General features: G+C 39.7%; 24 protein-coding genes. 22 read left to right on the forward strand and 2 right to left on the reverse strand.

The annotated features are described in order from the left end of the window. Window positions 1-11 precede the first annotated feature (11 nt). From ylqF to ACHCNF_RS00915, 8 genes are read left to right on the forward strand one after another with little or no spacing between them, the layout of a single operon-like run. Complete coding sequence (gene ylqF, locus ACHCNF_RS00880; protein ID WP_408070916.1) at window positions 12-890, forward strand: ribosome biogenesis GTPase YlqF; 879 nt, start codon at window positions 12-14, stop codon at window positions 888-890. Then, window positions 887-1456, forward strand: coding sequence for a signal peptidase I (lepB, locus tag ACHCNF_RS00885; RefSeq protein ID WP_408070917.1), 570 nt, complete (start codon window positions 887-889; stop codon window positions 1454-1456). The genes ylqF and lepB overlap by 4 nt, the downstream gene beginning before the upstream one ends. Further along, window positions 1449-2213 (forward strand): ribonuclease HII, encoded by a 765-nt coding sequence (locus ACHCNF_RS00890; RefSeq protein ID WP_408070918.1) that lies wholly within the window; start codon window positions 1449-1451, stop codon window positions 2211-2213. Before lepB ends, ACHCNF_RS00890 begins: the two co-directional genes overlap by 8 nt. 34 nt (window positions 2214-2247) lie before the next feature. Continuing rightward, a complete protein-coding gene (locus tag ACHCNF_RS00895; protein WP_408070919.1) occupies window positions 2248-4173 on the forward strand; it encodes a flagellar hook-length control protein FliK in 1926 nt (641 codons plus the stop codon). A gap of 13 nt (window positions 4174-4186) precedes the next feature. Further along, window positions 4187-4489 (forward strand): EscU/YscU/HrcU family type III secretion system export apparatus switch protein, encoded by a 303-nt coding sequence (locus tag ACHCNF_RS00900; protein WP_408070920.1) that lies wholly within the window; start codon window positions 4187-4189, stop codon window positions 4487-4489. 15 nt (window positions 4490-4504) lie between these two features. Continuing rightward, window positions 4505-4891: a YraN family protein gene (locus ACHCNF_RS00905; RefSeq protein WP_408070921.1), complete on the forward strand. Its 387-nt coding sequence runs from the start codon at window positions 4505-4507 to the stop codon at window positions 4889-4891. Between the two features lie 21 nt (window positions 4892-4912). Further along, a complete protein-coding gene (locus ACHCNF_RS00910) occupies window positions 4913-5617 on the forward strand; it encodes a response regulator transcription factor (protein WP_408070922.1) in 705 nt (234 codons plus the stop codon). Between the two features lie 2 nt (window positions 5618-5619). Beyond that, entirely contained in the window at window positions 5620-8151 is a 2532-nt protein-coding gene (locus tag ACHCNF_RS00915) for a sensor histidine kinase (protein WP_408070923.1), read from the forward strand. A 52-nt stretch (window positions 8152-8203) separates the two neighbouring features. Here the strand turns inward: ACHCNF_RS00915 and ACHCNF_RS00920 are convergent, their stop codons facing one another. After that, a complete protein-coding gene (locus tag ACHCNF_RS00920) occupies window positions 8204-9403 on the reverse strand; it encodes a ribose-phosphate pyrophosphokinase (RefSeq protein ID WP_408070924.1) in 1200 nt (399 codons plus the stop codon). A gap of 144 nt (window positions 9404-9547) precedes the next feature. Here ACHCNF_RS00920 and ACHCNF_RS00925 point away from each other — a divergent pair, with 144 nt between their 5' ends. From ACHCNF_RS00925 to ACHCNF_RS00970, 10 genes are all read left to right on the forward strand, one after another. After that, window positions 9548-10894, forward strand: a complete 1347-nt coding sequence (locus ACHCNF_RS00925; RefSeq protein ID WP_408070925.1) for a DUF512 domain-containing protein — start codon at window positions 9548-9550, stop codon at window positions 10892-10894. Window positions 10895-10987: 93 nt separating this feature from the next. Then, window positions 10988-12322 carry a ribosome biogenesis GTPase Der gene (der, locus tag ACHCNF_RS00930; protein WP_408070926.1) on the forward strand — a complete coding sequence of 445 codons (1335 nt, stop codon included), beginning with the start codon at window positions 10988-10990 and terminating at the stop codon, window positions 12320-12322. Between the two features lie 21 nt (window positions 12323-12343). Next, window positions 12344-13012 (forward strand): glycerol-3-phosphate acyltransferase, encoded by a 669-nt coding sequence (locus tag ACHCNF_RS00935; protein ID WP_408070927.1) that lies wholly within the window; start codon window positions 12344-12346, stop codon window positions 13010-13012. 61 nt (window positions 13013-13073) lie between these two features. Further along, a complete protein-coding gene (locus tag ACHCNF_RS00940) occupies window positions 13074-14099 on the forward strand; it encodes an NAD(P)H-dependent glycerol-3-phosphate dehydrogenase (RefSeq protein WP_408070928.1) in 1026 nt (341 codons plus the stop codon). A gap of 43 nt (window positions 14100-14142) precedes the next feature. Beyond that, window positions 14143-14820: a hypothetical protein gene (locus tag ACHCNF_RS00945; RefSeq protein WP_408070929.1), complete on the forward strand. Its 678-nt coding sequence runs from the start codon at window positions 14143-14145 to the stop codon at window positions 14818-14820. A 117-nt stretch (window positions 14821-14937) separates the two neighbouring features. Next, window positions 14938-15978: a leucine-rich repeat protein gene (locus ACHCNF_RS00950; RefSeq protein ID WP_408070930.1), complete on the forward strand. Its 1041-nt coding sequence runs from the start codon at window positions 14938-14940 to the stop codon at window positions 15976-15978. A 278-nt stretch (window positions 15979-16256) separates the two neighbouring features. Beyond that, entirely contained in the window at window positions 16257-16934 is a 678-nt protein-coding gene (locus tag ACHCNF_RS00955; protein WP_408070931.1) for a hypothetical protein, read from the forward strand. Between the two features lie 550 nt (window positions 16935-17484). Then, on the forward strand, window positions 17485-18708 hold the full coding sequence (tyrS, locus tag ACHCNF_RS00960) for a tyrosine--tRNA ligase (protein ID WP_408070932.1): 1224 nt from the start codon (window positions 17485-17487) through the stop codon (window positions 18706-18708). Next, a complete protein-coding gene (locus ACHCNF_RS00965; RefSeq protein ID WP_408070933.1) occupies window positions 18708-19490 on the forward strand; it encodes an HAD hydrolase family protein in 783 nt (260 codons plus the stop codon). Before tyrS ends, ACHCNF_RS00965 begins: the two co-directional genes overlap by 1 nt. A 39-nt stretch (window positions 19491-19529) precedes the next feature. Beyond that, the gene (locus ACHCNF_RS00970) at window positions 19530-20798 is read left to right on the forward strand and encodes an ArsB/NhaD family transporter (protein WP_408070934.1); all 1269 of its coding nucleotides are present in this window, start codon (window positions 19530-19532) and stop codon (window positions 20796-20798) included. Window positions 20799-20955: 157 nt separating this feature from the next. Here the strand turns inward: ACHCNF_RS00970 and ACHCNF_RS00975 are convergent, their stop codons facing one another. Continuing rightward, window positions 20956-22095 carry a diguanylate cyclase domain-containing protein gene (locus tag ACHCNF_RS00975; RefSeq protein ID WP_408070935.1) on the reverse strand — a complete coding sequence of 380 codons (1140 nt, stop codon included), beginning with the start codon at window positions 22093-22095 and terminating at the stop codon, window positions 20956-20958. Window positions 22096-22330: 235 nt separating this feature from the next. On the opposite strand from ACHCNF_RS00975, the gene ACHCNF_RS00980 reads away from it, so the two are divergent. The 4 genes from ACHCNF_RS00980 to ACHCNF_RS00995 are packed head-to-tail and all read left to right on the forward strand — an operon-like array spanning window position 22331 to window position 26394. Continuing rightward, entirely contained in the window at window positions 22331-23476 is a 1146-nt protein-coding gene (locus ACHCNF_RS00980; RefSeq protein ID WP_408070936.1) for an ABC transporter substrate-binding protein, read from the forward strand. A 15-nt stretch (window positions 23477-23491) separates the two neighbouring features. Next, the gene (locus tag ACHCNF_RS00985; RefSeq protein WP_408070937.1) at window positions 23492-24271 is read left to right on the forward strand and encodes an ABC transporter permease; all 780 of its coding nucleotides are present in this window, start codon (window positions 23492-23494) and stop codon (window positions 24269-24271) included. Beyond that, window positions 24272-24850 carry an ABC transporter ATP-binding protein gene (locus tag ACHCNF_RS00990; RefSeq protein ID WP_408070938.1) on the forward strand — a complete coding sequence of 193 codons (579 nt, stop codon included), beginning with the start codon at window positions 24272-24274 and terminating at the stop codon, window positions 24848-24850. It begins immediately after the preceding gene. A gap of 56 nt (window positions 24851-24906) precedes the next feature. Next, the gene (locus tag ACHCNF_RS00995; RefSeq protein WP_408070939.1) at window positions 24907-26394 is read left to right on the forward strand and encodes a 4Fe-4S dicluster domain-containing protein; all 1488 of its coding nucleotides are present in this window, start codon (window positions 24907-24909) and stop codon (window positions 26392-26394) included. The last annotated feature ends 177 nt before the right edge of the window (window positions 26395-26571 follow it).

A 26571-nucleotide genomic window follows, 5' to 3' on the forward strand; every position in this document is an offset into this window, starting at 1 on the left:
AGGTAGAGATTATGAATAATTATCAGTGGTATCCCGGTCATATGACCAAGGCGATGCGTATGATGCAGGAAAACATACGCATGGTGGACCTTATAATTGAGCTCACTGACGCCAGAATACCCATGTCAGGTAGAAACCCTGACATCGATAAGCTTGGTCAGAACAAATCCAGGCTTGTTATTTTGAATAAAGCAGATCTTGCAGACCCGAATATAAGTAAAGAGTGGGTGGATTATTTTACAGGTACCGGTGCCAGAGTAATGGAGATGAACTCCAAGACAGGCTCACAGGTAAGGCAGGTACTTGACCAGGTGACAGAGAGCTGCAGAGAAAAAATCGAGAGAGATAAAAAAAGAGGAATTGTTAACAGGCCTATAAGGGCTATGGTCGCAGGTATTCCAAATGTTGGTAAATCAACCTTCATAAACAGAATTTCAGGTAAGGCAGCTGCGAAGACAGGCAATAAGCCCGGAGTTACGAAGGGTAAGCAGTGGATAATGCTTGGGAAGAATTTACAGCTTCTTGATACACCCGGAGTTTTGTGGCCTAAATTCGAGGATGAGACAGTGGGACTTCACCTTGCTCTCATCGGCTCCATGAATGATGAGAATCTTGATAAAGGTGAACTGGCAGTAAGTCTTATCAGAATACTTGAGGAATGGTATCCCGGTACCTTATCTGAAAAATACGGTGTTACAGATAAACAAAAGCTTCTCTACGAGGAAGACCCGTATGAGACTCCGGAGTCATCTATACTTACAGCCATAGCAGATAACAGAAGGCTTATAAAGCAAGGCGGTAAGGCTGACATAGACCGCGCCTGCATGCAACTTCTTGATGATTTTAGAAACGGCAGACTTGGAAAAATTTCATTGGAGAGACCAATATGAATAAAAAGACAGAGTTTTTACAGAATGTAGGAAGCACATTACTCACAATTTTAATTGTTGTTGCAGTGACCTGGTGCTTTATGAAGTTTGTTGCACAGAGAACGGATGTGGATGGAGAATCTATGATGTATACGCTCCATGACAGAGATGTTCTTATGGCTGACAAGCTCACCTATAAGTTTTCTGATCCTAAAAGATTTGATATTGTAATTTTTCCATATCCTCAGGATCCGAGTGAATACTTTATTAAGCGTGTTATCGGACTTCCCGGCGAGACGGTTCAGATCGATTATGACGGAAACATCTACATAAACGGTGAGATACTCGAGGAACACTTCGGAGCAGAGGTTATTCAGAATCCCGGAAGGGCTATAGATCCCGTAACTCTTGGTGAGGATGAATACTTTGTTATGGGGGATAACAGAAATTACAGCATGGATTCCAGAGAACCAAGTGTTGGAAATATCAAGGGCTCCGATATAATAGGCAGAACCTGGCTTAGAATTTATCCCTTCTCAACCTTTGGAATAATCGACAAGAATAAGGAAAATACTAATAATGGCTGAGAAAATTGGTGATATAAAAGCGCAGCTTCAGGCAGCGACAAATATTGATGATTATAAGAACTTCTGCGAAAAATATGCTTCAGATGAGAGAGCTGGTGTTAAGAAACTTATAGAATCCGCAGGAAAGCATATAACAACAATTGAGAATGAGAAAAAGCGCCTTTATGATATGAGGGCATATGAGAGGCTTCACGCAGATAAGAAGTATATTTGCGGTATTGATGAGGTAGGAAGAGGCCCCTTGGCAGGACCGGTTTATGCAGCTGCAGTAATACTTCCTGCCGACGCGGAGATCCTTTATATAAATGATTCCAAGAAGCTGTCCGAAAAAAAGAGAGAAGAACTTTATAAGGAAATCTATGATAAGGCGATTTCCGTAGGAATCGGATTTAGTGATCATAAAAGAATCGATGAGATAAATATATTACAGGCAACCTATGAGGCAATGGCTAAGGCAGTTGCCAATCTTTCAGTGAAACCTGATATTCTTTTGATTGATGCTGTGCATATTCCGCAGCTTGAGGAATACCAGCAGGAGTCTATTATCAAAGGTGATGCCAAGAGCGTATCAATAGCGGCGGCAAGTATTATTGCCAAGGTTACCAGAGACAGGCTTATGGCTGAGCTTGATGATAAATATCCCGGGTATGGGTTTGCACATAACAAGGGCTATGGAAGTGCTGACCATATTGAGGCACTTAGAAATATCGGACCTTGTGAAATACACAGAAGAACCTTTATAAAGAATTTTATGTAGGCTTAGAGACCTGTTTTAGAAAGAGAGTACCTGCATGAGTATCATTCAGAATCTGAACCTGAACAGACCTGTAGTACAGGTTGACGGGCGTGTTGTTAATCAGAATGCCTCAGAATCGCAGGAATCTTTGCGCAATTTGGAGACCGGAGAACGATTATCCGGGAAAATCATTTCCATGACAGATGAGGGCGGCGTTAAAAATGCTCAGATCAGACTTGGCGATGATGTGGTAATATCAGCAAAGCTTCAGGATGGAATGTATCTAAAGGAAGGGCAGACCATTTCCTTTGAGGTTCGCGGAGTATCTAATCAGATAACACTCACTCCTCTTTATGAAAATACTTCAATTGACCCGACCACATTGAAAGCACTGAATGCCGCAGGAATTGAGGTAAATCAGGACACTGTCAATATGGTCAGAAGCATGATGGAAAACGGAATGGGAATCGACAGGGATTCCTTAAATTCCATGCATCAGATTATAAACTCAAATCCGGGTACTGATACTACCACCTTGGTTCAGATGAAGGCTCTTGACATTCCGATTACTGATCAGAACATAGCTCAGTTTGAAAGTTATAAAAATTATGAACATCAGGTCGTTGAGACCATGAATTCAATCATGGACGAGCTTCCTGAAAGCTATAATCAGCTTGTTCAAAGCGGAGAAGGGCGAGCTGCCCTTGATTTATATGGCGGAATTCTGGAAATGCTCTCAGAAGGCGCACAAAAGATGGAGGAGATGGCTGTAAGCAGCGAAGGTTCAGCTGCGACTATGCAGACCATGGCCGAATCAGAACCTGTAGTGGCGGAAACGTTAACGGAAGCTAAATCACCTCTGATAACAGGTAGAGAGGGCTCTGAGGAAGTAATGTCCGGCGACGGAACAGGACAGAACGAAGATGCAGTCAAAACAGATCAGGCTTTAAATAAAGCAGGAACTTCCGGTATAAATTCTGATGGCGAATTGCTCCCGGATGGCACTGTTAAGGCTACTGATTCGGAGACTGTGAATAAGGAAGCAGGGAACACCAATACTGATAAGCCTGTTAACCCTGACATGCAGACTCAAAATAATGAAAACGGTGTAGTCAAAAATGATTCGCCAAAAATAAACTTGAGCAATGAGTTTGCCAACATCATAAAAGAGCTTAATGCAAATACCGGAACTACCGGCCCTGAAATACAAAAGCTCCTTATGCAGGCAAAAACCGGAGTGCAGGCAGATATTGATCAGACAGCGCTTTTGAAGGAGTTGGCAGAAGCTTATACGTCCTCTGCACATACATCTGAAGGCGCTGATAAGGCATTAGCCAAACTTTTTGGAAATAGTGAATACAATAAGCTTATGAAGAATATAATGCAGGATGAATGGCTTCTTAAGCCTGATGATGTGAGCCTTAAGGAAAATGTCAGGAATTTATACGAAAGACTTAATTCTCAGGCAAAACAGCTCACACAGCAGCTGACGCAGGCACTTGGTGCAGACAGCAAGGCTGCTCAGAGTGCTGCCAGCCTGCAGAATAACATAGATTTCATGAATCAGTTAAACCAGATGTTTCATTATGTTCAGCTTCCACTAAAAATGGCTGATCAGGACGCTCATGGGGATTTGTATGTGTATTCCAATGGCAGGAAGAAATTTGAGCCCGGAGATACTGTTAGTGCGATTCTTCATCTGGATATGGATAATCTTGGACCCCTTGACGTGTATGTGAAAATGAAGGATAAAAACGTAAAGACCAATTTTTATGTTGCTGATGAATCTATTATTGATCTCATAGCAGAGCATATAGATGAACTTACCGCCAGACTTAATAAACGTGGCTACAACATGGAAGCAAAGATGATGCTCCATACAGAACAGGATATGGATAGTGAGGATCCGCCGGTTGAAGCTATTCTTGATGCAAAGAAAACAGGTATTATATCAGTAGCATCTTTTGATGCCAGAGCCTGAGAGGGTTAGAGATATGGCAGACTTAAGTAGTGAAAAGGGAAAAGCAAAAGATGGTAAGCCTAAGCAAGCTATAGCTCTTGCTTATGATCCGAATGAAGATGGGGCTCCTCGCGTCATAGCAAGTGGACAGGGGCTTGTAGCTGAAAAAATAATTGATGCTGCAAAGGAGCAGGATATTCCTGTTCATGAAGATAGCAAGTTGGCAGATACGCTCTCCAAACTGGAAATAGGTGAGATGATCCCGCCTGAGCTATATGAAGTTGTTGCGGAGATCCTGGTATTTGTGGATGCGATGGATAAGATACAGGCTAAGTAACATGCAAAATAATTTATGAATAAAAGACAGATCGGAGCATATTATGAAGGGCTTGCTTGTGACTATATATGTGAAAATGGTGCTACAATAATATGTAGGAATTTCAGGAGCAGATCCGGTGAGATAGATATAGTTGCTAAGGATGGCAAATACCTTTCATTTATAGAAGTTAAATATAGGACAGGTTCCCGCTATGGGGAGGCGGAGGAAGCGGTTGATTATCGAAAGCAAAGGATAATCTGCCGCGTTTCTGATTTTTATATGAAGCGCTATGGAATGAGCACAGATACTGCTGTCAGATATGACGTTGTCGCCATAATGGTTGACGAAACATCGATGATTCATATAAGATGGCATAAAAATGCTTTTGCATATATTCCATCAAGACAAGGATTATTTTGATTTTTTTAGGAGGATTATAAAGTGCAAAACGTACTGGTTTGTGATGATGATAAGGAAATAGTTGAGGCGATTGACATATATCTTAAACAGGAAGGCATCAACGTGTTTAAGGCTTATAATGGTCTCGAAGCTTTGGAGATTGTGCGAAAAAATGAGATTCACGCAGCAATTATAGATATAATGATGCCTGTTATGGATGGTATTCAGTGCACCATGAAGATCAGAGAGCAAAGCTCTATTCCGATAATCATTCTTTCTGCAAAGTCAGAGGATGCAGATAAGATTTTGGGCTTGAATATAGGCGCTGATGATTACGTTACAAAACCTTTTAATCCGCTGGAGCTTGTGGCAAGAGTTAAGTCTAACCTTCGCAGATATACACAGCTTGGAAATGCCGATAACAAAGAGGGTAATGATGAATTTGTTTTCCAGGCAGGCGGACTTGTCCTTAATGACAATTCGAAGTCGGTTACTGTTGATGGTGAAGAAGTCAAGCTTACGAAAATTGAGTACAATATTCTTATGTTTTTGCTGAAAAATAAAGGTAAGGTATTTTCAATAAACCAGATTTATGAAAATATCTGGAATGAGAATGCAGTATCTGTTGATAATACTGTTGCAGTTCATATCAGACATATAAGAGAGAAAATTGAGATAGATCCCAAGAATCCAAAATACCTGAAGGTTGTATGGGGAGTTGGCTACAAGATAGATACTGAGGATTGATCATGACTGAAAAAATATTTAGATATAAAACTATGTCACGAATCAGCAGATTTATTCTCAGAATATTCATGCATATATGTTTAGCCATAGTGGTAGCACTTATATTTTATATATATAAAGGCTCCTCATTTAAAGGCTCGGATGGGCATGTTTATAATCTGCAAAATGAAGACAGTGGAGTGTCTTATGCTGATTCGAGACTCTTTAATGATATATTCAAAAATAATCTGAGAGAAGCGGTTGAACTTTCTGCATATCAGACTCTTTTTGAGACTGATGGTGTCTATGACGGCAATAAAAGCATCGATGTTACGGCTTTTATCAATAGAAACAGTGTTCTGCAGTCGGACTATATTACAGCTGTTTACCCTGTATCCAATCTTATTAAGTGGTCTCAGAACGGATTTGAGTATGAGGATGTAAATTTTACAACTACAGAGAGTAAGAATTACCTGGCAGATACTACTGTTTATACCCATCTTATGAAGAATAATGTTGAAGGTGGTATGAATGCCTTTTTGAATTCGCAGCTTGAAAGCAATACAGTAAGAACAAATGTAAAGGAAGCTGACAAGGATGGAGCAGGATTCCATACAGTTCTTGTTCCAAGATACAAGACAATAAACGATGAATCCATAGAGGACATTGTATCGGACTGGGATGAGTATAATGAGCTATGTGGAAACATAACAGAGACAGCTTCAACGATGGCAGCCTGCTATGACCGCTATGTGGAGTATGTAGATAAATATTCTTTTTATAAGACAAATTTAAGATATTATATTACAAGAACAATAAATGCCAGGACAGAGGTATTTACTAACGTTGAGTCCCTTAAAAGCGGAACAAACGGGTTGAACCTGAAAGATGTATTTAAATCATACGGACGTTATATTTACTATTGTCCATATGATATAGAATATTCTACCAATACCCAGATTGATGAGGATACATTAAGACAGCTTCTTGGAAATTTTCAATATACTTATCCTGATCAGATGAAGTTCTACTTTGCAGTAGATGTTAATAAAACTGCAAATATTGACGATTTCAGAGTAGGAAAAGAAGCTTTTAACAGATACATGCCATACTACAGACAGCTTCACATGATAATAGCTTTCTTTGCTATGGTGTATGTTGTTGTATTTGCTCATCTGGCAATCTATGAGGGCAGAATTGAATATGCAGACGGAACTGTTGGCGGAATAGAGCGAGTGGACCTTATTCCGATAGAACTTGTAATTCTTTTTTCTGCAGCTGTGTTTGGCATAATGTTTGGATTATTCCAATTTGCAATCAATAACTATGCTTCCATAAACGGTAATACACTGAATATGTCTGTACTTGCCGGGGGACTCACTTTTATAGCGGATAATGCTTTAGGCTATGCGGTATACAGTGCTATAAGAAGAGTGAAGGCCAATTGTCTGTATAAGACGTCATTCCTCAAGATGATCCTGGATTTTATCCAGAAGATCTTTGATAAGATGACTCTTAAGCAGAACCTCTTTGTAAGGACGGTTGTTCCCTATCTTTTATCTGCGGTGCTGCACCTTTACCTGATTATCAGGTGGAATTTTGTAGGCATTGTAATAGTGGTCGTTACGGATATAGCCATAGCAATTTATATCATCAATCTGAACAGGGACAAGTTTACAATTCTTGATGCACTTCAGAGAATTGGTAAAGGTGAGATTGATGTTAAAATTGATGTGAGTAAGCTTCATGGCGCTAATATATATTTTGGTGAGGAACTAAATAATATTTCCTCATCAGTTGAGGAAGCGGTCAATCGAAGCATGAGAGATGAAAAGCTAAAGGCAGATCTTATTACAAATGTATCCCATGATATTAAGACGCCTCTTACTTCAATAATCAACTATGTTGACTTATTGAAACGCGAAAATATCGACGATCCTAAAATCTGTGAATATATCAGAATCCTTGATAATAAATCGCAGAGACTCAGACAGCTTACTGAGGATCTTGTAGAGGCCTCCAAGATTTCCTCCGGCAACATAACTCTGAATATTGTTGAGCTCAATTATGCAGAATTTGTGAATCAGGTTTTGGGCGAGTTTTACGAAAAGTTCGACAGCTTCGACCTTGTGCCTATATTAAAATGTGATAAGTATGATGTTTATATTCATGCCGATCCGAGACAGCTCTACAGAGTTATTGAGAATCTGTTTAATAATGTATGCAAATATGCCCTTCCCAGCACGAGAGTGTATATGGATCTTGTTGTTTTGGACATGGATAATGATGTACACAAGGCTGTATTCTCTGTTAAGAATATTTCCAAGAATGAGCTTAACATTAAAGCGGAGGAGCTGACTGAGAGATTCATAAGAGGAGATATCTCAAGAAGCACCGAGGGCTCAGGACTTGGACTTTCAATAGCAAAAAGCCTTACCACGGCTATGGGCGGAGAGTTTGAGATTATTCTTGATGGTGATCTGTTTAAGGCCAATGTGACATTTGAAACTGGGAAATTCAGTAACGGAAATCCTGCTTCAGAAAAACAGGAGTAAATAGGAAAACAGTTATAACGGAAAGCCCCGGTCAGTGACCGGGGCTAAAATTTTAATCAAATAAGTCTTCAGTTTTTGCAGTTCTTGAATTGTACTTTTCAAGAATACTGTGGAGCTTTTCTGTAGGTGTGATTACATTGCTGAGTGAATTATCATGATTCATGAAATCAATGATTGTCGCCATGAACTTACTCATATCCGCCACATGGTAATATTCTCTTTTCACAAATTCAGGATTCTGATATATCAGGTTGGTGGTAATAAGAGCATCGAAGTCGCCCTTTTCATAACCTTCATCGAATACCTCGATGCCATTGGTGAAAAGACCGAAGGTGGTGCAGATAAATACTCTCTTAGCACCTTTCTTCTTGAGCTGGCGGGAGGTGTCTATCATACTGGACCCGGAAGAAATCATATCATCAATTATGATAACATCCTTGCCGTCGATGGAAGATCCAAGATATTCATGAGCCACTATGGGGTTGGAACCATTAACGACCTTACTGTAATCACGTCTCTTGTAGAACATTCCTGTATCAACATTTAATACGTTTGAAAAGTAAACCGCGCGGTCAAGAGCTCCCTCATCTGGGCTTATTACAGTTAGATGCTCTTTATCAACTGTAAGATCATCGATCTCTGAAATAAGCGCCTTCATGAACTGCGGAGATGCCATGAAGTTGTCAAAGCCGGAAATAGGTGCGGCATTTGAAATTCTGGGGTCGTGAGCGTCGAAGGTGATAAAGTTACTGATACCCATCTTGTAAAGCTCTGCAAACATTACAGCAGCATCAAGAGATTCGCGATTATTCTTGTTGTGCTGTCTGCCTTCGTACAGGAAGGGCATTATGATGTTTATTCTTCTTGCTTTACCATTTATGGCAGCTATGACTCTCTTAAGATCCTGATAGTGATCATCAGGGGAGTAATAGTTATCATATCCGAACATCTTGTAGGTCATGCTATGATTCATGACATCAGTGAGGATGAAAACATCTCTGCCGCGAACAGACTCTTTCATCTGAGCTTTGCTCTCACCACTTCCAAAGCGGGGATTGGAGTATTTAACTCTGTAGTCATCACGGACATAACCCTGAAATGCAGGATCATTACCCGGGGTATCGTGCAGATCATGTCTAAAGGACACGAGATGTGAATTAACAAGTTCGCCGAGCTCCTTAGCACTTTCCATAACAATAAGAGCAAGGGGAGCAACAGGCATAGATGAATCTAACTTATGAAAATCAGGCATTTTATCTCCTAACAAAAATATATAGATTTTTTTACGCTACTATATTATTGTATCATATGCTTATACGTCAAGATAAGGTAACTTAAAAATGAGGTTTAAAAATGAGGTTAGGTAATTAACCTAAAATATGATACAATCACTATTATGAATAAAGAAGGACATTTAATTAAAAAGGTTGAACCCGGAAGCATAGCTGAAGAGATGGAGATTGCTGCCGGGGATCGTTTGCTTGCAATAAACGATACGCCCATAAAAGATATTTTTGATTATCAGTACATGGTTCAGGATGAGGAACTGACGCTCCTTATAAGGAAGCCTGATGGCGAGGAGTGGGAGCTTGATATCGAAAAGTATTATGATGAGGATCTTGGCATCGAGTTCGATAATGGACTTATGGATGATTACAGGTCCTGTTGCAACAAGTGCATTTTTTGCTTTATAGATCAGATGCCTCCGGGGATGAGAGATACATTGTACTTTAAAGACGATGACGCGAGACTGTCATTTTTGCAGGGGAACTATGTCACGCTGACTAATATGAGTGATGATGATATCGACAGAATTCTTAAATATCACTTATCGCCCATCAATGTATCTTTTCAGACTACTAATCCCGAACTGCGTTGCAAAATGCTGAATAACCGCTTTGCGGGTGAAGCATTAAAAAAGGTTGATAAGTTATGCGCAGAAGGAAGCGGAATAGAGCTAAACGGCCAGATAGTTCTGTGCAAGGATGTAAATGACGGCGCAGAACTCCACAGATCTCTTACGGATTTGTACAATTACAGACCTAATCTTAAGAGTGTATCGGTGGTCCCGGTAGGTTTGTCAAAATATAGAGAAGGTCTGTATCCCCTTGAACCCTTTGAGAGAGATGACGCAAGGAAGGTGATAGAGGAGATAGAGTTCTGGCAGGACAAATCCTATAAGGAATACGGCGATCATTTTGTTCATGCATCGGATGAGTGGTACATGATTGCAGGACTTCCTATACCTGACGCTGACATATATGATGACTACGGACAGCTAGAGAACGGAGTCGGAATGGTAAGACTCTTGCTGGATGAGTTTTATGAATCTCTTGAAGATATTAAGAAAAACGGGCTTGATGGCATAGATTTAAATACGTTTTCAGGTGAAGCATCCACAGCAAGTGGTAAGCTCATTTATCCTTATATTTGTGAGATGTCTGATAAGCTTATGGAAGTTATACCGAATCTTAAGGTGCATGTCCATGAGATAACCAATAATTTTTTTGGCGAGAGGATCACGGTTACGGGACTTCTTACCGGTAGGGATATTATTGCACAGCTCAAAGGACAAAAGCTGGGAGATGTACTTATTTTACCTCAAAACGTTCTGAGAGCAGGGGAGGATTATCTGCTTGATGATGTCAGAGTGTGTGATATTGAAAGAGAGCTTGGCGTTAAGGTTAGAATTATAAAAAGTGGTGGAATGGACTTTATCAGAGGATTGCTCTTTGATGAATAATAATGAGATGTCCTTTTTGTACGAGATTTACTTTGGATAAAATGATTTTTTAAGTATAAAAACTGATAGCATAATTATTGAGGACGATTGAATATGAAGAGAAAAAACATAGTTGCGGTTGTTGGAAGACCCAATGTCGGAAAAAGCACACTTTTTAATGCTGTAGCCGGCAAAAATATTTCCATAGTTGAGGACACACCCGGTGTTACACGAGACAGGATATACCAGGATGTGGAATGGCTTAATTACAGTTTTACACTGGTGGATACAGGCGGTATTGAGCCTGATACAAATGATACTATTCTGGCTCAGATGAGAGACCAAGCTGAGATAGCCATAGAAACTGCTGATGTCATTATTTTTATGTGTGATGTAAAGCAGGGGCTTACTGATGCTGATTCTCAGGTTGCGGATATGCTTAGAAAATCCAGAAAGCCTGTTGTTCTTTGCGTTAACAAGGTTGACAGCTTCAAGAGAGATTCTATGGATGTATATGAATTCTATAATCTTGGAATTGGTGAGCCTTTCCCTATCAGCGCTGCAAATAAGCAGGGCATAGGTGATCTTCTCGAAGAAGTGACCAAGAATTTTACGGCCACAGACGGCGAAGAGGAAGAGGATGACTCTATAAGAGTAGCGGTTATAGGTAAGCCCAATGTTGGTAAGAGCTCAATAATCAACAGACTTTGCGGCGAGAACAGACTTATCGTATCTGATGTTGCCGGAACAACAAGAGATGCAATTGATACTGAAGTAAAATATAACGGCAAAAAGTATACATTTATCGATACTGCAGGCCTTAGAAGAAAAAACAAGGTCAAAGAAAAGCTCGAGGAGTTTATGATCCTCAGAACCGTGACTGCTGTTGAACGTGCTGATGTTGCGGTAATAGTCATAAACGCTGATGAGGGTGTAACTGAGCAGGATGCCAAGATAGCGGGAATTGCCCATGACAGAGGAAAGGGCATTATCATTGCTGTAAATAAGTGGGATCTTATTGAAAAGGATAACAAGACAGTAAATGAATTTACAAAGGATGTGAGAAACACTCTTTCATTCATGCCATATGCTGAGATCATTTTCATATCTGCTGAGACCGGACAGAGACTTGTAAAGCTCTATGACATGATAGATGCAGTAAGTGAGAACCATGCGATGAGAGTTGCAACTGGTGTACTCAATGAGATCATGATGCAGGCAGTTGTTATGCAGCAGCCACCGTCAGATAAAGGTAAGATGCTTAAGCTTTACTACATTACCCAGGCAGCTGTTAAGCCACCGACCTTTGTAATATTTGTAAATGATAAAAAGCTGATGCATTTTTCATATACAAGATATATAGAAAATCAGATCCGTGCCTCATTCGGATTCAAGGGAACACCTTTGAAATTCATAATCCGTGAGAGGAAGAATGATAAGACAAAATAATGAAAATCGAGGAGTATTACCATGCTAACTAGGGGGATATGTTTACTTATAGGCTATGCATTTGGCCTTATTCAGTCTGCAGTTATTTACTGCAATATGAAGGGAGTGGATATCAGAAGTGTCGGTAGCGGCAACGCAGGAACTACAAATACATTAAGGGCACTTGGACCGAAAGCGGGATTTACAGTTCTTTTTGCAGATATGCTTAAGTGCATAGCTGCCGTACTGGTTTCATCAGTTATATGCAGAATGATATTGGGGGACAGTTACTCTGATATGAAGTATTTATTGAAAATATATACAGCTGCAGGATGTGTTTTAGGTCATGACTTTCCATTTTACACAAACTTCAGGGGTGGAAAGGGTATTGCATGTACTGCAGGTTATATAGTTGCATTTAAATGGACCTTTATAATCGGTGGATTATTATCATTCCTTATTCCTTTTAATATTACACATTACGTATCGCTGGGTTCACTATGCCTTTATGCTGTATTTTTTATTCAGCTTATAGTAGAAGGACAGATGGGACTGCTTGGCAACATATCACAGGCCAATCTTATTGAAATTTATATAATAGCCTTTGCAATGACTGCACTTGCATTTTACCAGCACAGAACCAATATTGGCAGACTGCTTAAGGGCGAAGAGAGAAAGACCTATATCTGGAAAAAGAATAAAGTGGATTAAAAAACAATATTTTGTCACTGATAAAGACTGATTTATTTACTTGAAAATACAGGAGGATGTTTTGGACAACAATGAAATAGCTGTCATTGGCTCCGGTAGCTGGGGAATAGCACTTGCCAGGAGACTTTGGAAAAACGGCGCGAACGTTACTATTTGGGCGAGAAGCAGAGAATCGGCAGAGAAACTTAAAACTGAGAGGGAGGATAAGGACAAGCTTCCCGGAGTTATTATTGATGGTTCGATCAAGATTACAGATAATCTTGAGAATGCTGTCAGGGATAAGGACATGATAGTTATAACTGTTCCATCAGTTGCTATCCGTGAAGTTTGCGAAAAGATGAAACCTTATCTTTCAAGCGAAGACGAGAAACATCAGATTATAGTTAACTGTGCAAAGGGCATAGAAGCAGGATCTCTTATGCTCATGTCTGATGTCATTCTTGATGTTCTCCCGGGAAGGGATGTGGCTGTTCTTTCAGGACCTTCACATGCTGAGGAGGTTGGTAAAGATCTTCCGACTACAATTGTAGTAAGCGCCTTTTCAAAGGAATCTGCAAAGAGGGTTCAAGATGCCTTTATGGCGGATACCTTCAGAGTTTATACAAGTCCTGATATGTTGGGAATAGAGATAGGAGCGGCTCTTAAGAATGTTATCGCACTTGCTGCAGGTGTGTGTGATGGCCTTGGGTATGGAGATAACGCCAAGGCGGCTCTTATCACAAGAGGCATAGCAGAGATGTCCAGGCTTGGTGCTGCCATGGGAGGAGATTATGAGACATTTTCAGGCCTTTCCGGGATTGGAGACCTTGTTGTGACCTGTGCTTCAATGCACTCCAGAAACAGGAGAGCCGGAATTCTCATCGGACAGGGCAAAACTGTGGATGAAGCAACAAGGGAAGTGAAAATGGTAGTAGAGGGTGTTAACAGTGCTGCCGCTGCACTTGCTCTTGCGAAGAAATACGAGGTGGAAATGCCTATCGTAGAGCAGGTAAATGAAGTTCTTTTTAATAACAAGCCTGCAGGCGAAGCTGTAATGGATCTCATGTGCAGGGACAAAAAGGATGAAAATGATATGCAGGGGTGGTAAAATAAATATCAACTAACAATTTTCTTATTTACGGGGGTGTAAAATGAAAAAAATACTTAAACAAATGGTGGCATTGACACTTGCACTGGTAGTTGCATTTACTTTTGCACCTGTTAAGGCTCAGGCTGCCGGAGTGAAAGTTACAAAAAGCCGATCCGGTAGTGTAAAGGCAGTGTACTATAAAGGCGGTCCGGCTAAAAAAGCTACATTTAAAATGACTTCTACCAAGCTTAATTATGTGAGAAAAACAAATGATGGGCAGAAGGTATATGATTGCTATGAAGTAGTAGTTACTTTAAAAAGACCAAAGCTGTCAAATACTGATATTATAAAATCAGTTAGTGAGTCTGTTAAAAAGAATACTAAAGTTAATGATTTTACGATTGTGGCAATAGATGCAAATGGAAATACTGTGGATGATGGTGGCATTTTTAATGCAAATGTGGATATGGCACTTTCATCCTCCAAGAAAACTATAAAGGCTAAGCAAGGCCGCCATATTTATTATATTAATGATTGGGTAAAGAAAGAGGTTGTAAAATATGAGGTACTTGTTCCTCATGGACAGACCGGTATATATATTGGTATTGCAGGTCTTAAGAATGGACAGGTTAGTAAATCTAAAGATACTAAATATAAAAATGGCAAAATTAGTTACATCAAGGGAGGCTATGGCAGCTCAAAGAAGGGGTTTGTTATTGCCGGTTCTGTAACTGATTAAATTTTTATAAAAAACACATTAAGGATTTCTTAAGATACATCAAGAATTGTTGACTAAATCGCTCAAAATGTGGCAAAATATCGTTTGTTGAAAAAAGATTTTGGGAGGATTTAGTAAATGAAGAGAATTATAAAACAAAGCGCATGCAAGGTTATTACAACTGCAGCATGCGCTATTTTAATTGCAGCGGGGGTACTTGGCTTTAATTCGATTTCAGCAAAAGCTGCAAACAGAGCTTATACGGTAGACCTTAGTAATGGCAAATCTGTTACTATTGATTTATCAGCAAAAAGTGGAAAAATTTCAAGGAATGGTACAGTTGAGTACACTAAGGAATACAAAGATGCTCAGATGCTCAGTTCCACTATGATGATATATGGTCCGGATCTCGATTGTTTATATAGCAGCAATGTTGTTTTGTCACAGAATCCGTATCAGGCTATCAGCAATACTTCTAAGGGCCTTAAAAGAACTCTTAGCGCCGGTAATGGGGCAACAGGTTATGGCAAATATATTGTTTCAAAGGATTCTTTTGCAGACAGAATAATGAAGGCAAATGCACTTCCTGAAAGTATGAGACCTTTTGCTGAAAGTAGTGCTAAAGAATACATTCAGGAATGCGAGCTTGTTATTGATGGAAGAGAAGGAAACGGTGACAGTGTATTTGAAGTAACTATTGTATACTCAGGCCTTCCGATTGTTACAACTAACAAAGTAAATGCTGCTCCTACAGCTGCATTTATTGTTGGTGCTCAGCTTGAGAGCAACGGCATAAGATACAGAATCAATCACGCTTCAGGCAAGCTTAGTGCCTTGAATCTCACAAAATCAGTTAAGAATGTAAATATTCCTGATTATGTAAACTATGGCGGCTATAACTTAGGCGTAACTGATATAGCTGAGAATTTTATGATGGGCGATAAAAAGGCAAAGAATGTAACTATAGGTTCTAATGTAGCTACTATTGGAAAACAGGCTTTTTATAAATGCCAGAAGCTTAAGAAGGTTAAGATCAATTCATCAAGAATAAAATCCTTTGGAAAGAAAGCATTTGGCAAAGATGCAAAGGGATTCTATGTAAAGAGCCCCAAGAAGTGCGTAAAGTCCTATAGAAATAAGTTTACTAAGGTTGGTCTTAAGTCTATAGCAATAAAGTAATTTAGAAATTTCGCGGAATAGATATTTGACCTAATTTATTTAAGCATATGAATGGAACCGGTGATCTGAAAAAGGAATCATCGGTTCTATTTTTAATACGTAATTCTTTGGTATGCATAGAAAATGATATGAAAAAGAATTTCGGTTATTGTTACATTTTTTGAAAGAATATGTTATTATAGATAACGCACGTAAAGTTTAGGGAACGGATCTGCAGATAAGTGAGGGGCTTATCGATATGTCAGATCATGGTCTCAAGAGAGGAAAGGGAAGAAAAAATGAGAAAAGTATTGAAAACACTTGCAGGAATGGTACTTGCATGCGCAATTACATTCACAGCAATGCCTCAGACAGTAGAGGCTGCAGCAAAAATAACAACAGTTGAAGTTGGTCAGACTAAGAAGGTACAGACTAAGCTTTATAAAGGCGCTAAGGGAAGCAAGGCTAAGGTTTCCATCAATGAAAAACGTTGCTTGGGTACTGCATATGGATTAAATCTTTACTATGTAGATATGACTGTAAAGAATCCTAAGCTTACATCTGCTGATGCTGTTGGAGTAGGTAGAGAATGTAAGAAGAAGGGACTTGATAATTTTAACAGCTTTTCATGGGTTCTTACTAATAAGGCCGGTCAGGACGTGAATGGTTCACTTGCTGCTATAGCACCTAGTTATTCCACGATAGAGAAATCCAGCAGTGTATATAAGGCAAAGGGAACATACACACAGGGCTTCATTAGATATCATCAGAGAATAGAATATGCTAAAAGCGTACGTTACAAAATGACAATAGGTGTTTCTGTTAATGCAACTGACGTATATTTCGGTATTGCAGGTCTTAAGAAGGGACAGCCCAGCTGGAGCAAAAGTTATGCCTATAGCAATGGACAGTGCACATTCAATGCTGCAGGATTTGGCGGAAACAAAAAGAATATTGTAGCTACCAGACTTCAGTAAGTAATTAGGGATTAGTATAGATAAATACTAATCCCTATTTCGTTATATATAAGGAAGTCATTACTGCTATCAATTGAAGATGGGACATCATTTGTTTCTTGACAAAAGCTTCAAAATATTGATAATTATTCATTAAAGGCTATGAACGGAATAAGTAGTTTGGTGATACAGCCACAGAGAGCTGCCGGTTGGTGAGAGGCGCGGGATTTGGTCACTTGATGAATACCTCCGGGAGCTGCATGGAAGAATAGCTACTGATTTTGAGTGATGCTTAGTAAGCCGTGACGCGATCCCTGCGAAAGTGTGGAAGAGTATGAAGTGATTTTTGTTTTGAGCTAAATATTGTATAGTGATTTATGGATTATTTGTAAGCTCAAAAGAACTAGAACGGAGTACTTGCTGAGGCATGAAGCGCGAGTTTCATGTAAATGAAGGTGGTAACACGGATAAGATTCCGTCCTTCGTAATCTATAAATGATTGCGGAGGACGTTTTTTGTGAGAGTAATTCGCAAAAATCAAACGTCCCCGCGAAAAAAACGGAGGTGCAATATGCAGATTTATGAAGAACTACAGAGAAGAGGACTTATAGCTCAGGTTACTGATGAAGAGCAGATAAGAGAGCTTGTGAACACAGGAAAGGCAACATTCTATATCGGCTTTGACTGTACAGCTGATTCTCTTACAGCAGGCCATTTTATGGCACTTACACTCATGAAGAGACTTCAGGAGGCAGGGAATAAGCCTATCGCTCTCATTGGCGGCGGTACAACTATGATAGGTGATCCTTCCGGCAGAACAGATATGAGAAAGATGCTTACAAGAGAAGATATTGATCACAACGCTGAGTGCTTTAAAAAGCAGATGGAAAAGTTCATCGATTTTGGTGAAGGCAAGGCTATGATGGTTAATAATGCCGACTGGCTCATGAACCTTAATTATATCGAGCTTCTCAGAGAGGTTGGAGCATGCTTCTCAGTAAATAATATGCTTCGTGCAGAGTGCTACAAGCAGAGAATGGAGAAAGGACTCTCATTCCTTGAGTTTAACTACATGATTATGCAGTCTTACGACTTCTATTACATGTTCCAGAAGTACAACTGTAATCTTGAATTTGGTGGTGATGATCAGTGGAGTAATATGCTTGGCGGTACAGAGCTTATCAGAAGAAAGCTTGGTAAGGATGCACATGCCATGACAATTACTCTGCTTACAGACTCTCAGGGTAAAAAAATGGGTAAGACAGCAGGTAATGCTGTTTGGCTTGATCCTGAAAAGACTTCACCCTATGACTTTTATCAGTACTGGAGAAATGTTGGCGATGCTGACGTTGACAAGTGCCTTAAGATGCTCACTTTCCTTCCTATAGAAGAAATCGAGGAGATGGAGAAATGGGATGACTCCAGAATCAATGAGAAGAAGGAAATTCTTGCATTCCAGCTTACAGAACTTGTACATGGCAAAGATGAAGCCCAGAAGGCACAGGATGGAGCTAAGGCTCTGTTTGCAGGAGGCGGAGATCTTGCGAATGTACCTGCAGTTAATCTTAAGGAAGAGGATTTCAGAGACGGTGTTATTGACATTTTGCAGGTACTTGTTTCTTCAGGACTTTGCCCTACAAGAAGCGAAGCAAGAAGAGCTGTTCAGCAGGGTGGCGTAACATTTGGAGATGAGAAGGTTACAGACTTCAAGACTACATATACCAAGGATACTTTCGCAGGTGATGGGGTCATGGTTAAGAGGGGCAAGAAGTCCTTTAAGAAGGTTGTATTTTAATGGTTTTATTTTTTGATATTGATGGAACACTTTGGAATTACAAAAACGAGATTAGTGAAAAAACAATAGAGGCTATACGTACTGCCAGAGCTAATGGGCACAAATGCTTTATTAACACCGGCAGGGCGAGAGCTTTTGTTACAAACAAAGAACTTCTTGGAATAGGCTTTGATGGAATAGTATCATCCTGTGGAACTATGATAGAATATGGAGGGCAAACTATTTATAACCGTCTGATATCATCCGAGGATGCTATCAGAACTGTAGAGACCGTCAGGCATTATGGATTCAGACCTATTCTTGAAGGACCAAAGCATCTGTATCTTGAGCTCGATGACTTTAAGGGTGACATGTATGGCGATAAAGTCATAAATGAGATGGGAGAGCAGCTCCGTGGAATAGACGATTGTTGGGGAAAATGGGAAATACAGAAGCTTTCCTGTGCAACAAACGTTTCCATGGATCGCAGGGATTTGTGCTTTGATGAGCTTTCCGATCTTTATGACTACATGATCCATTCGGATACAGTTGTGGAGATGGTTCCTAAGGGCTTTAACAAGGGCGTGGGAATTGAGAAGGTGTGTGAGCTCCTTGGTGAGGATATAGCTAATACTTTTGCCTTTGGCGATAGCATCAATGATAAAGAGATGTTACTTGCTGCAGGCATTGGCGTCGGTATGGGCGGTACCTATCATGACCTGTCAGAATATGCGGATTATATCACGGCTTCACTTGATGATGATGGCATATGGAAAGCCATGAAACATTTTGAGCTTATTTGATGCATATTTCTTATAAAAATCTTTATTGAGAGGATAAAAATGAAAACACTTGCAATTATTTTATTTGTGGCCATGTATGTGGGACTTATCGCATTTCCCAAAAAGAGAGCATACATTGCTCTCGGAGTTGCGGCAATCTATGTTATTACCGGAATTCTTCCCTATAAGCAGATACCCACAGCGGTTGACTGGAATGTTCTTCTTATGATTTTTGGAACGCTCCTTCTTGTTGATTATTTTATAGAGTCAAAGATGCCAAACCTTATAGCGGACCATCTTCTGGATCTGGCGCCCAATGTAATGTGGGTTACAATCTATATGTCATTGTTTTCAGGACTGATATCAGCGTTTATTGATAATGTAGCTACCCTGCTTATGGTTGCTCCTGTTGGACTTGCTATTTGCAAAAAGTTAAAGATTAATCCGGTTCCAATGATCATATCAATTGCAGTCTCATCAAATCTGCAAGGAGCTGCTACGCTGGTTGGTGACACCACATCTATTATGCTTGGCGCTTATGCTAAGATGGATTTTAACGATTTCTTCTGGATGAACGGAAGACCCGGAATTTTCTTTGCAGTTGAGCTTGGAGCACTTCTTACGGTTCCAATCATGATGATACTTTTTAGAAAAGATAAAGAGCCTGTATCAGCAGAAGAGAAGACAGTAGTGAAGGATTATGTTCCTACAATTATGATGGTAGCGCATGTTGTTCTTCTAATGGGAGCTTCATTTATCCAGAATAAGCCGGAAATAACAAACGGTGTTATCTGCCTTGTGTGCTCACTTGTTGGAATTGCATGGGAATACTTAAAGGATCATGATGTAAATCGCATCAAGAATGTAGTAAAGAACCTGGACTATGATACAGTTCTTCTTCTTACAGGTCTTTTCATGGTTATTGGTGGTGTTACTGAGGTTGGACTTGTAGATGATCTGGCTGGTCTTATTGTAAAGGCAGGTGGAAACAATCTGTTTATGCTGTTTACTATAGTTGTATGGGGATCAGTTCTGATTTCAGCATTTATTGATAATATACCTTATGTTGCTACAATGCTTCCTGTACTTCAAGGAGTAACAGCATCACTTGGAATTGCTCCATATCTATTGTACTTCGGGCTTCTTTGCGGAGCTACACTTGGAGGAAACATTACTCCTGTTGGTGCAAGCTGCAATATAGCGGGTGTTGGTATGTTAAGAAAGGAAGGCTACGAAGTTAGCTTCAAAGATTTTGCAAGAATTGGTATTCCTTTCACACTTGCAGCTGTTATTGGTGCATATGTATTCCTCTGGGTACTGTGGAGATAAGTGTTGATCAGAAATAAAACAGGGCACATGAAAATACACTAAGATACAAAAATAGGGATGTGATATTTGTATGTCACATCCCTTTATGTATATTTTAATACTGCTTATTAAATACTGTATATTAGGTGCTGCATATTAGGTACTACCTGCATTTTGCTTATGTATTAGTGAGACTTTGAATATGATGAGCTTCTTTTTCAGTATACATCAGCTTGTCTATATGTTCTGAAAAGGCCTCCAGGGACATATTGCTGTCTTTTTGATATATTTCATATCCGCAGCTTACGTCAACTGTCTGGGGCCATTTCCGCTTTGCTCCATACTTTTTGAATTTTTTTCTTACATTTGAAATTCTGCTATCTATCTCAAAGGTATTAATATTATCTGAAACAACACAGAATTCATCTCCGCCAAATCTTCCGACAGATGAGTCCGGACCAAAAATATCAATAAGAACATCTGCCATGATCTTTATGGCTTTATCGCCTTCATCATGACCTAAAGTATCATTGATTTCCTTGAAATGATCGATGTCCATCATTATAGCAGTAAAATTTCTGCCTCTTGAGTGTATCTTGCTTTGAAGCTTAAGGTCCAGACCGCGCCTGTTGTATACGCCGGTGAGGTAATCAATGTTGACGTCATTACTTTGGAATGAAAGATATATAATAAGACAGCCCATTGCAATACCGGCGTAGGTAGCATTTATTAAACCGAATCTTACTTGTAAAAATGCCCCTATAATTGCGAGAGCGGGCAATACCAATATGAGGTTTTTGTACTCACTAAGGATATTTTTTCTAAATGCTATTGAATATATGCCCACTAGAAGTACAAAAGCTCCAATCACCACAGCTCTGACAACATATATCTTTCCTCTGTAATAAATATCGTTTTCAAAATAAAAGAACCACTTTTGTCTAAAGATAATATCTATAGATACAAATACGGCATTTATAAGGATGAGAATTTGAAAAGCGGTTCTGAATAACTGGCGCTTCTCCTCATTTTTGTCATCCATCCAACAGTCGAGATATCGAACTGCATATAATATATCAACAGGATCAAGAATAAACATGATTCCATATGCGATAGTAGCTGCTGTCAGATATTTACCACCTTGCAGTTCAAAAACGCGTCCTATTGATTCGGAGAGAATAAGGACAAGAGTGCATTTAAGAATATTTGAGTACATGCGACCTGTTTTCAGCTTTGCGGTTTTTGACTGAAAAATGAGAACAATTATCAGCATAAAGGACGCATAAAAATTCTGTACGACCCAAACCTGGATTTCCATAAAAATTCCTTTCGAAATTACACTTATAGCAATGATGTTGTGTGCTATATAAATTATGATATTCTCTATGGGAGTCAATGGCAAATAAACAAAATATAAACTGAGGAAACAATATCGGTTTCATCAGTTTACTGGAGGAAGTGTAACATATATTTGAGCAGATCGTTATATTTATGCTATAATCAAATGGTTTATGGGCTAAAATAAATAAAACTAATTGCATAGGAGAAAAATAATGAAGAAATTCGCATCTGTTTTGTGTATTATAACTCTTTGTGCCACAGTATTTACCGGCTGTAATAAAGAAGAGGTGCAAAGTGGAGATACACAGGAAATACAAAGTGGAGATACACAGGAAGTACAAAGCGAAGATGCACAGGAGGTACAAAGCGAAGATACACAGGAAATACAAAGTGCTGATATAACTGAAAATACCGAGGCATCTGAGGAACAATTAAGTGATGAAGCGAATTCTGAGAATACAGACTCAGCAAATCCTACTGTTGTGAGAATAGGTTCACTTAAGGGACCTACTACAATGGGACTTGTTAATCTTATGAAGGATTCTGAAAATGAAGAATCCGTTGGAAATTACCAGTTTGATATGAAAACGCAGCCTGATGAAATTATGGCCGGGCTGGTGGCAGGAGATATTGATATTGCCCTTGTTCCTGCTAATATGGCATCAGTTCTGTATAATAAGACAGAGGGAGGTGTGCGCTTACTTGATATCAATACACTTGGAGTTCTCTACTGTGTGACAGGAGATGATAGTGTAAAGAGTGTTAAGGATCTCGCCGGAAAGACGGTTATTTCTACCGGTCAGGGAGCATCACCTGAGTATGTGCTCAGATATCTTCTTGATAAAAACGGTGTAAATGACTGTAACATTGAATTTAAGTCTGAAGCAACTGAGATAGCAGCAATTCTTCAGGAGGATGCAACTAAGATAGCGATTCTTCCCCAGCCTTTTGTCACAGTAGCAACAACTAAAAACGAAAATGTTTCTGCTGTGTTTGATCTTACTGATGAATGGGATGCAGTATCTAATGGCTCAAAGCTTATAACCGGTGTAACAGTTGTAAGAAAAGACTTCTTAAATGAACATCCGGACGAAGTGAAAACTTTTATCGACGAGCATGAAAAGAGTACGGAAAAGGCTACTTCAGATGTTGAAGGAACAGCAAACCTTGTAGCTGAATACGGTATCATCGAAAAGGCTCCGATAGCAGCAAAGGCTATTCCTGAATGCAATATCGTCTGCATAACAGGAGATGTAGCAAACACAGCACTTTCCGGATATCTGCAGGTGCTTTACGATCAGGAACCTAAATCAATAGGTGGGGCTATGCCTGGCGATGACTTTTATACTATTGATTAATATAGAGGAATAGTTTTGAAGAGAATAAAAAAAGTAGGAATTGCATTGTGTTGGCTTTTGCTGTGGGAAATTGCCTCTCTTATTGTACATAATAAAATACTTCTTGCAGGACCTATAGAAGCTTTCAGGGCCCTTGTTGGTATGGCAGGATCTGCAGACTTTGGCACATCGGTTTTGAGCTCTGTTTTTCATATAGTGTCCGGAATAGTTTTGGGCGGCATTACCGGTATTTTGCTGGGATCGCTTTCTCTTAAGTTTAAGTTGCTTGGTGAGTTTCTATCACCGGTTGTAACCGCATTAAAGTCGGTTCCTGTTGCAAGCTTTGTAGTACTTATATTAATATGGATAGGAAGTGATAGTCTATCTACTGTAATAGTGACACTTGTGGTTTTTCCTATCATCTATCTTGCAACTGTCGGAGGATTTACTGCTGCTGACAATGAGCTTTTGGAGATGGCACATGTTTACAGAATGCCCACTGCAGCAAAAATCAGGTATATATATATTCCTGCGCTTATCCCTTCATACCTTGGAGCTTTTTCAGTAGCTGTAGGCATGGGATTTAAAAGCGGAGTAGCAGCGGAAGTTATAGGGCAACCTCTTCTTACCATGGGAAACGGGCTGTACAGATCAAAAATAAACCTTGATACTGCAGAGGTATTTGCCTGGACATTTACAATTATTTTGGCATCATGGGTTACGGAAAAAATGTTTTCATTTTTGATCTATCTGTGCAAGATGCTGTTTATGCCGGGGGCTTCAAACGATGCCGGGACTAATGCAGAGGAGGCCTGAATGACGATAGATCTTGAGAATATTTGTAAATCTTACGGAAGCTTAAATGTATTAAATAATTTTAATCTGGAGATAGAAGAGGATCATTCTTATGTTGTTACAGGTCCGTCAGGCTGCGGCAAGACAACGCTTATAAGAATTCTTCTTAGTCTCGAGGAGCCGGATAGCGGTAAAGTGCATTTTATGGGGGACTATAAATATCCCTATCTTAATGCCGGTGTGGTTTTCCAGGAAAACAGATTATGTGAGGACTTCACTCCGATACAAAATGTTGTTATGGTAAACCGTAAAAATTCTGTGAAGGTAGCAAGGGAGGAGCTTACCAGACTTCTTCCTGCTGATTGTCTTGATAAACCAGTATCGCAGTTGTCAGGTGGCATGAAAAGACGCGTTGCGATAGTAAGGGCATGCAGCATACCTTCGGATATGCTGATACTTGATGAGCCCTTCACAGGTCTTGACAGTGATAACAGGAAAAATGTAATAGATTATATAAGAGAAAAACAGGGCAGAAATCCGCTTCTTATAACGGCACATGATACGGAAGGCCTGGAGTTTTGCAGAAAAATAGAGCTTTAATAAAGCTTTATAGTATATGTAGTTAATAACAGTATTATTAGAATTGGGAGATTTCTATGGTAACAAACGACAAGGGACTGGTTAGTTTCAAACACAAGATTATGGAGGAGGTATGTCGCCTTGCCTGGAAGGGTGAACTTGATGAGGAGCATAAGGATAAACTTGCTTATGAGCTTGCTCCTGGTCCGAAGCCTGAGTACAGATGCTGCGTCTACAAGGAACGTGAAATAGTACGTCAGAGAATACGCCTTGCCTGTGGACAGAGTACGACATATAACAAGGATTCAAAAAATATTGTGCAGGTTATTGACCCTGCTTGTGATGAATGTCCTATTTCAGCATTTTCAGTAACTGATAATTGCCGTTTTTGTATTGGAAAAGCATGTCTTAATTCATGTAAATTCGATGCTATTCATCCCGGTGATGTACGAATGCATATTGATCCCGCTAAGTGCAAAGAGTGTGGAATGTGTGCTAAGGCATGTCCTTATGGCGCAATCGTTCATCTTGAGCGTCCTTGCCATAAAGCATGTCCTGTAGGTGCTATCACCTATGATGAATATGGCTACTGCAAGATAGATGAGGATAAATGTATACAGTGTGGACACTGCATACATAATTGTCCTTTTGGAGCTATTGGCTCTAAGACTTACCTCGTACAGATTATTGAGGCTATCAAGGAAGGCAAGGAAGTAATTGCTATGTGTGCGCCTGCTACAGAAGGTCAGTTTGGTGAGAATATAACTATGGCAGCTGTTAAGAAGGCACTTGTAAAGATCGGTTTTGCAGATATGGTCGAGGTCGGACTTGGTGGCGATATGACTGCTGCTTATGAGTCTAAGGAATGGGCTGAAGCATATGCAGAAGGCAAAAAGATGACAACCTCATGTTGCCCTGCATTTATTAATATGCTTAAGAAACATTTCCCGGAGCAGTTTGAGAATAATATGTCCTCAACTGTTTCTCCTATGTGTGCTATTTCAAGATATTTAAAAGCTACACGTCCCGGATGCGTAACTGTATTTGTAGGACCTTGTATTGCAAAGAAATCTGAGGCTCAGGATCCTGATGTACCGGATAATGCAGATTTTGTAGTAACATATGGCGAGCTCAGAGCACTTATGAGGTCTAAGGATGTTGAATTTGAACCTGTTGAGGATGAGTATCAGGAATCTTCTATCTGGGGTAAGCGCTTCGCTACAAGCGGTGGTGTTGCCAATGCAGTTATTGAGTGTATGCAGGAGAGAGGCGAGGATATAGGTGATCTTAAGCTTCACAGAGCTGCAGGCGGAATTGAGTGTAAGAAGGCACTGACACTGCTTAAGATGGGTAAGTTCCCCGATGACTTCATTGAGGGTATGGTTTGCCCCGGTGGCTGCGTAGGTGGCCCGTCAAAACACAAAACAGAGACAGAAATAACTAAGGCTAGAGCAAGTCTTCTTGCTAAGGCAGATGGAAGAAAGGTTCTTGAAAATCTTAAGAACTATCCTATGGATAAATTCTCGATGCATAGAGACGGAAAGAAGATTGACCTTCCGGATTGATAATAACTATTCGGTATTTAGTTATTTGTAAAAGCAAAAGAGCTTTTGAGAGATGCGGTTTACTTTTTTTATAGTGCTGCAATCTCAAGGGCTCTTTTTATATGCGATAATCAGTTTATAAAACTTTGATAATATTTTATCTATTCTTGAGTTATTAGTTACGTAGGATGTATAATT

The organism is Butyrivibrio sp. NATIVEDY162 (genome assembly GCF_045999815.1).
GTDB lineage: Bacteria > Bacillota > Clostridia > Lachnospirales > Lachnospiraceae > Butyrivibrio.

Excerpts from the sequence above, each read along its gene's own strand:
- ylqF (WP_408070916.1), top strand. The coding sequence starts at position 12 with ATGAATAATTATCAGTGGTATCCCGGTCATATGACCAAGGCGATGCGT.
- lepB (WP_408070917.1), top strand. The coding sequence starts at position 887 with ATGAATAAAAAGACAGAGTTTTTACAGAATGTAGGAAGCACATTACTC.
- ACHCNF_RS00890 (WP_408070918.1), top strand. The coding sequence starts at position 1,449 with ATGGCTGAGAAAATTGGTGATATAAAAGCGCAGCTTCAGGCAGCGACA.
- ACHCNF_RS00895 (WP_408070919.1), top strand. The coding sequence starts at position 2,248 with ATGAGTATCATTCAGAATCTGAACCTGAACAGACCTGTAGTACAGGTT.
- ACHCNF_RS00900 (WP_408070920.1), top strand. The coding sequence starts at position 4,187 with ATGGCAGACTTAAGTAGTGAAAAGGGAAAAGCAAAAGATGGTAAGCCT.
- ACHCNF_RS00905 (WP_408070921.1), top strand. The coding sequence starts at position 4,505 with ATGAATAAAAGACAGATCGGAGCATATTATGAAGGGCTTGCTTGTGAC.
- ACHCNF_RS00915 (WP_408070923.1), top strand. The coding sequence starts at position 5,620 with ATGACTGAAAAAATATTTAGATATAAAACTATGTCACGAATCAGCAGA.
- ACHCNF_RS00920 (WP_408070924.1), bottom strand. The coding sequence starts at position 9,403 with ATGCCTGATTTTCATAAGTTAGATTCATCTATGCCTGTTGCTCCCCTT.
- ACHCNF_RS00925 (WP_408070925.1), top strand. The coding sequence starts at position 9,548 with ATGAATAAAGAAGGACATTTAATTAAAAAGGTTGAACCCGGAAGCATA.
- der (WP_408070926.1), top strand. The coding sequence starts at position 10,988 with ATGAAGAGAAAAAACATAGTTGCGGTTGTTGGAAGACCCAATGTCGGA.
- ACHCNF_RS00935 (WP_408070927.1), top strand. The coding sequence starts at position 12,344 with ATGCTAACTAGGGGGATATGTTTACTTATAGGCTATGCATTTGGCCTT.
- ACHCNF_RS00945 (WP_408070929.1), top strand. The coding sequence starts at position 14,143 with ATGAAAAAAATACTTAAACAAATGGTGGCATTGACACTTGCACTGGTA.
- ACHCNF_RS00950 (WP_408070930.1), top strand. The coding sequence starts at position 14,938 with ATGAAGAGAATTATAAAACAAAGCGCATGCAAGGTTATTACAACTGCA.
- ACHCNF_RS00955 (WP_408070931.1), top strand. The coding sequence starts at position 16,257 with ATGAGAAAAGTATTGAAAACACTTGCAGGAATGGTACTTGCATGCGCA.
- tyrS (WP_408070932.1), top strand. The coding sequence starts at position 17,485 with ATGCAGATTTATGAAGAACTACAGAGAAGAGGACTTATAGCTCAGGTT.
- ACHCNF_RS00965 (WP_408070933.1), top strand. The coding sequence starts at position 18,708 with ATGGTTTTATTTTTTGATATTGATGGAACACTTTGGAATTACAAAAAC.
- ACHCNF_RS00970 (WP_408070934.1), top strand. The coding sequence starts at position 19,530 with ATGAAAACACTTGCAATTATTTTATTTGTGGCCATGTATGTGGGACTT.
- ACHCNF_RS00975 (WP_408070935.1), bottom strand. The coding sequence starts at position 22,095 with ATGGAAATCCAGGTTTGGGTCGTACAGAATTTTTATGCGTCCTTTATG.
- ACHCNF_RS00980 (WP_408070936.1), top strand. The coding sequence starts at position 22,331 with ATGAAGAAATTCGCATCTGTTTTGTGTATTATAACTCTTTGTGCCACA.
- ACHCNF_RS00990 (WP_408070938.1), top strand. The coding sequence starts at position 24,272 with ATGACGATAGATCTTGAGAATATTTGTAAATCTTACGGAAGCTTAAAT.
- ACHCNF_RS00995 (WP_408070939.1), top strand. The coding sequence starts at position 24,907 with ATGGTAACAAACGACAAGGGACTGGTTAGTTTCAAACACAAGATTATG.